This window comes from Spongiactinospora gelatinilytica (assembly GCF_003236385.1).
Classification (GTDB): domain Bacteria; phylum Actinomycetota; class Actinomycetes; order Streptosporangiales; family Streptosporangiaceae; genus Spongiactinospora; species Spongiactinospora gelatinilytica.
The window spans coordinates 1-5,322 of sequence record NZ_POUA01000453.1; the positions used below are offsets into that span (position 1 = coordinate 1).

Annotated in this window: 7 protein-coding genes; 6 read left to right on the forward strand and 1 reads right to left on the reverse strand. The window is 73.4% G+C overall.

Translation table 11 applies throughout. The features are described from left to right. Positions 1 to 28 precede the first annotated feature (28 nt). Positions 29 to 769, reverse strand: a complete 741-nt coding sequence (locus C1I98_RS34465) for a GntR family transcriptional regulator (RefSeq protein WP_111171512.1) — start codon at positions 767 to 769, stop codon at positions 29 to 31. 146 nt (positions 770 to 915) lie between these two features. Here C1I98_RS34465 and C1I98_RS34470 point away from each other — a divergent pair, with 146 nt between their 5' ends. The 6 genes from C1I98_RS34470 to ptsP all read left to right on the forward strand — a co-directional run. Continuing rightward, on the forward strand, positions 916 to 1,950 hold the full coding sequence (locus C1I98_RS34470; protein ID WP_111171513.1) for an SIS domain-containing protein: 1,035 nt from the start codon (positions 916 to 918) through the stop codon (positions 1,948 to 1,950). A 75-nt stretch (positions 1,951 to 2,025) separates the two neighbouring features. Further along, positions 2,026 to 2,274, forward strand: a complete 249-nt coding sequence (locus tag C1I98_RS34475) for a PTS sugar transporter subunit IIB (RefSeq protein WP_111171517.1) — start codon at positions 2,026 to 2,028, stop codon at positions 2,272 to 2,274. A gap of 36 nt (positions 2,275 to 2,310) precedes the next feature. Next, positions 2,311 to 2,760, forward strand: a complete 450-nt coding sequence (locus C1I98_RS34480; RefSeq protein ID WP_111171514.1) for a PTS sugar transporter subunit IIA — start codon at positions 2,311 to 2,313, stop codon at positions 2,758 to 2,760. Between the two features lie 105 nt (positions 2,761 to 2,865). Next, positions 2,866 to 3,510 carry an HAD family hydrolase gene (locus tag C1I98_RS34485; RefSeq protein WP_111171515.1) on the forward strand — a complete coding sequence of 215 codons (645 nt, stop codon included), beginning with the start codon at positions 2,866 to 2,868 and terminating at the stop codon, positions 3,508 to 3,510. A 33-nt stretch (positions 3,511 to 3,543) separates the two neighbouring features. Then, the gene (locus C1I98_RS34490) at positions 3,544 to 3,801 is read left to right on the forward strand and encodes an HPr family phosphocarrier protein (protein ID WP_111171518.1); all 258 of its coding nucleotides are present in this window, start codon (positions 3,544 to 3,546) and stop codon (positions 3,799 to 3,801) included. A 5-nt stretch (positions 3,802 to 3,806) separates the two neighbouring features. After that, a partial coding sequence (ptsP, locus tag C1I98_RS34495) for a phosphoenolpyruvate--protein phosphotransferase (RefSeq protein WP_111171516.1) occupies positions 3,807 to 5,322 on the forward strand: 1,516 nt, incomplete at its 3' end.

A 5,322-nucleotide genomic window follows, 5' to 3' on the forward strand; every position in this document is an offset into this window, starting at 1 on the left:
CCTCCTGGGGGTCGGTGGGGGAGGAGAGTCAGCTGCGCCGCTGCGGGATTTCCAGCACGGTGCGGAGCTGGTAGCGGTCGGCGCGGTAGGTCGAGACCCCGAGTTCGGCGCAGACGCCGCCGGCGAAGGAACGACGCTGGAGGAGCAGCACGGCGCCGCCCCGGGGGAGCTTCAGCAGGTCGGCGTCGCCGGGATCGGCGATGCCGCCGTCGATGGTCAGCTCGCCGCCGTCCAGGATGAGGCCGTAGCGGGATTCGAGCAGGCTGTAGAGCGAGCGGTTGGCGAGGTCGTGGGCGGAGAGGTCGGGGGCCAGGGCGACCGGGATGTGCGAGCGGTCGATGCTCAGCGGCTCGCCGTCGGCCAGCCGCAGGCGCTCGATGAAGTGGACCTCGTCGCCGGGCTGGATGCCCAACTCCCGGGCCAGGTGGGCGCTCGCGCGCACGATCCGCCGGTCGAGGTCGCGAGATCCGGGCTCCAGGCCGCGGGCGCGCATGTCGTCGCTGAAGGAGGTGAGCCGGATCGCCATCTCGATCTTCGGGCGGGCCACGAAGGTGCCCTTGCCCGCGACCCGGTGCAACCGGCCCTCGGAGACGAGGTGATCGACCGCCTGCCGTACCGTCATCCGGGACAGGCCGAACCGCTGGCACAGCTCCCGCTCGGAGGGGATGGCCGCGCCGATGGGCAGCTCGTCGCTCTCGATCAGGTCGAGAAGGATTTCGCGAAGCTGGAAGTACTTCGGCACCGGGCTGTCCGGGTCGATCTCCGCCACGAAGCCTCCCCTCGATCGATGCGGGTGGCATGAGTTATGGTTCGTACTGGTCTAGTCCGGACTAGACCACATGCTGGATTTGGGTGTCAACGCATCGTCCGGCGACGGATCCATAACAGGCCGATCTCAAGGAGACTGGGCGGAAGATGACGACCTTTATGCGCAGGGAGATCGGCGAGCAGCCGGCGGCGTTGCGGGCCACCCTCGACTCGCTGCTCCCGATGGTCGGCGCGGTGGAGCGGGTGGCCGAAGGCACTCGGCAGACGCTCTTCATCGCCCGTGGCACCTCCGACAACGCCGCGGTGTACGGCCGGTACCTCACCGAGGCCCGCACCGGGCGGCTGGCCACGCTCGCCGCGCCTTCCATCGCCACGACCTACAAGCGCAAGGTCGACCTGGACGGCGTGCTCGCGGTCGGGCTGTCCCAGTCGGGCCGCACCGAGGAGATCGTCGAGACGCTGGCCTGGGCCAAGGACTGCGGGGCCAAGACCGTCGCGATCACCAACGGCGGGCCGCGGAGCCCGCTCGCCGAGGCCGCCGACCTGGCGCTGTGCACCGAGGCCGGCGAGGAGAAGGCCGTCCCGGCCACCAAGACCTACACCACGCAGCTGGCCGCGATCGCGGTGCTGGCCCTCGGCCTGGGGGCCGACGTGGACGCCGCCGACCTCGACCGCGTGCCCGGCGCCGTGGCCAAGCTGATCGACGACCCGGGCGACCTGGAGTCCGTCGTGGCGGGCCTCGCGGGCAAGCCCGGCGTGGTGGTGTCGGGGCGCGGCCTCGCGTTCTCCACCGCCCTGGAGACCGCGCTGAAGCTCAAGGAGGCGTGCTACCTGCACGCCATGGGCCTGTCCTACGCCGACCTGCTGCACGGCCCGATCGCCGTGGTGGACGAGGACACCCCGGCCATCCTGGTCGCGGCCGGCGAGGGGCCGACGCTGGCGGGCACCGTGGCGCTGGCCGAGCGGGTCACCGGCGCGGGCGCGGCGGCGTACGGCATCGGCGGCGGCGACGGCCTGGCCCGGGCCTCCACCACCGCGCTGAACGGCCCGGACCTGCCGGAGTGGGTGGCCCCGCTCGGGCTGATCGTCCCCGGCCAGTTGCTCACCGAGGCGCTGGCCCGCAGGCTTGGGTTCGACCCCGACGCGCCACGCGGTCTGAAGAAGGTCACGCAAACCGACTGACGACCCTTGGCCGTGCTGCGCGCTTTCCGCCGGGTCACTTCGTTTAGCCTGGTCACGGACAACGAGGAGGATGCCATGGCGGCAGACGCCGAGGCGATCATCGCCGGTCTCGGTGGTGCGGAGAACATCATCGAGATCGAGCCGTGCATCACTCGACTGCGCACGGAGGTCCGGGACGCCTCGAAGGTGGACACGGCGGCGCTGCGCGCCGCCGGGGCCCACGGTGTCATGACGGCGGGCAAGATCGTCCAGGTCGTCGTGGGGCCGGAGGCCGACACGATAGCCAGCGACATCGAGGAAGTCATCGAGGACACCATCGAGTGACCTCGCGGGCTCGGCTGACGAAGGGCGAGGGGTCGCATGAGCACCACCGTTCGCGCTCCGGTGGCGGGCTCGGCCGCCCCGCTCTCGACCGTGCCCGACCCGGTTTTCTCGGCGGGCATGGTCGGTCCGGGCCTGGCGATCGACCCGCCGCGTGCCCCGCTCGTCTCGGTCGCGCCCATCGACGGCAAGATCATGAAGCTGCACCCGCACGCCTTCGTCATCGTCGGCGACGACGGCAGGGGGGTGCTGGTCCATCTGGGCATCGACACCGTACAGCTCCGGGGGGCGGGCTTTTCGGTGCTGGCCACCGAGGGGGCCCGGATCAGGGCGGGGGAGCCCGTGGTGGCGTGGGATCCGGCGGCGGTCGAGGCCGGCGGGCGTTCGCCGGTCTGCCCGGTGGTCGCGCTGGACGCCTCGGCGGGCGCGGTGGTGCCACTGGCCCATGGCACGATCGAGGCGGGCGACGCCCTGTTCGACTGGGCCTGACATGGGCGTGAGCTCCTGACATGCGCCTGAGAAGGGCACCGGCGGGCAGGGCCCGCGTGACAGCGAGCACAGTACGAGCACGCAGGACGAGCACGGAAGGCGAGTATGAAGGCCGCGCTCTTCGACCTCGACGGCACCCTGATCAACACGGAGGTGCGCAGCCTGGCCCTCTACGAGCTGCTGTTCGTCAACAACCGGGTCGCCTACGACAAGGCCCTGCTGCGCGCCTTCATGGGCCGCCGGCTGCGCGACGTGCTGGGCGAGATGCCCGCGCTGTTCCCCGGCCGCAGCGTCGATGACCTCATCGGCGAGCTGTTCTCCTACGAGGACCACGCCGGGCTGCCGGAGATCGTGCCGGTGCCCGGGGCCGCCGAGCTGGTCGGGGCGGTCGCCGAGCACGGCTCGCCGATCGCCGTGGTCACCTCGGCGATGCGCTGGTGGGCGGAGAAGCGGCTGCGCGAGGTCGGCGTACGCGACCACGTACACGCCATCGTCGCCGCCGAGGACGTCGAGGTCGGCAAGCCCGACCCCTCGGGCTACCTGCAAGGGGCCCGCCTGCTCGACGCCCACCCCGCCGAGTGCGTCGCCTTCGAGGACTCCGCGGCCGGGGTCGCCGCCGCCAAGGCGGCGGGCATGACCTGCGTGGCCGTGGCGACCACCCATCCCCACGAGGAACTGACCGGCGCCGACCTCATCGTCACCGACCTCACCGCCGTCACCTGGCCGCCCGGCGCGGGCCCGGACGGCTGAGCCATGAAAGATCAACCCGAAGGAGTGGAGAACGTGGCAGAACGCAGGGTCACCGTCATGGCGGAGGTCGGGCTGCACGCCCGGCCCGCCGCGACGTTCGTGCAGACGGCGGCCAAGGCGAACCTTGACGTCACCGTGGGCAAGCTCGGCGGCCAGCCGGTGAACGCCAAGAGCATTTTGTCGGTGCTGGCCCTGGACGTGCGCCAGGGCGAGACCATCGTGATCAAGGCCGACGGCGAGGGGGCCGACGAGGTGCTGGACACCCTGGTCGCCATCGCCGCCGCGCCCTGACGCCGATGGACGGCACGACGGCGCTGTCCGGCACGGGCGTCAGCCCCGGCATCGGCTTCGGCCCGGTCCACCTGCTGGTGGTGGAGGTCCCCGAACCGCCGGTCGGCGCACGGCACGACGGAGACGCCGAGATCGAACGGACCCGAGTCCACGCCGCGCTCGAACAGGTCGCGGCCGACCTTGAGGCGCGCGGTGAGACGGCGGGCGGCGAGGCCCAGGCCGTGCTGTCGGCGCAGGCCATGATGGCCCGCGACCCGGCGCTGGCCGAGGTCGTGGACACCGCGATCGGCCAGGGCACCGCGGGCGCCCGCGCGGTGTACGACGCCTTCGGCGGCTACCGCGACGCGCTGGCCGCGGCCGGGGGCTACCTGGCCGAACGCGCCGCCGACCTCGACGACGTGCGCGACCGGGCGGTCGCCGTGCTCACCGGGCGGCCGATGCCCGGCGTGCCCGAGGGCGGCGGCGAGCCGTTCGTCCTGGTCGCCCGCGACCTCGCGCCCGCCGACACCGCGCTGCTCTCGCGCGAGGTGGTGGCCGCGTTCGTGACCGAGGAGGGCGGCCCGACCAGCCACACCGCGATCCTGGCCCGCGCGCTCGGCGTGCCCGCCGTGGTGGCCTGCGCGGGCGCGACCGGCATCAAGGCCGGCACCCCCGTGCTCGTGGACGGCGCGACCGGCATCGTGCGCGCCGACCCGCCGGCCGACGAGGTGGACGGCGCGCGCAAGGCCGACGAGGCCCGGCAGGCGGTACTGGCGGCGGCCACCGGCCCCGGGATGACCGCCGACGGGCGTCCCGTGCCGCTGCTGGCCAACATCGGCGGCCCCGCCGACCTGCCCGCGGCGCTCGCCGCCGGGGCGGAGGGCGTGGGGCTCTACCGCACGGAGTTCCTGTTCCTGGACCGGGCGCAGGCTCCCGGCGAGGAGGAGCAGTACGCCGCCTACCGCGAGGTCCTGGACGCCTTCCCGGGCGGCCGGGTGATCGTCCGCACCCTCGACGCGGGCGCGGACAAGCCGCTCGCGTTCCTGCCGCCGCCCGGCGAGGAGCCCAACCCGGCGCTCGGCGAGCGCGGGCTGCGCATGTTCCGCGCCCACCCCCAGGTGATGGAGACCCAGCTCCGCGCGCTGGCCAGGGCCGCCGACGGGAACACGGCCAGGCTCGCGGTGATGGCGCCCATGGTGGCCACCCGCGAGGAGGCCGGCTGGTTCGCCAAGGCGTGCCGTACGGCGGGCCTGCCGGAGGCCGGGATCATGATCGAGGTGCCCTCGGCCGCGCTGCGCGCCGCCGACCTCGCCCCCGCCGTGGACTTCTTCTCCATCGGCACCAACGACCTGGCCCAGTACGCCTTCGCCGCGGACCGCCAGCTCGGCTCCCTTGGAGCGTTGCAGGATCCCTGGCAGCCGGCCCTGCTGGACCTGATCCACATCGCGGCCACGGCGGCGGTGTCGGCGGGCAAGGGGTGCGGCGTGTGCGGGGAGGCCGCCGCCGATCCGCTGCTGGCCTGCGTTCTGGTGGGGCTGGGGG

What these genes read in the sequence shown, in the direction of transcription:
- C1I98_RS34470 (WP_111171513.1), top strand. Translation starts at nt 916, where the DNA reads ATGACGACCTTTATGCGCAGGGAGATCGGCGAGCAGCCGGCGGCGTTG.
- C1I98_RS34475 (WP_111171517.1), top strand. Translation starts at nt 2,026, where the DNA reads ATGGCGGCAGACGCCGAGGCGATCATCGCCGGTCTCGGTGGTGCGGAG.
- C1I98_RS34480 (WP_111171514.1), top strand. Translation starts at nt 2,311, where the DNA reads ATGAGCACCACCGTTCGCGCTCCGGTGGCGGGCTCGGCCGCCCCGCTC.
- C1I98_RS34485 (WP_111171515.1), top strand. Translation starts at nt 2,866, where the DNA reads ATGAAGGCCGCGCTCTTCGACCTCGACGGCACCCTGATCAACACGGAG.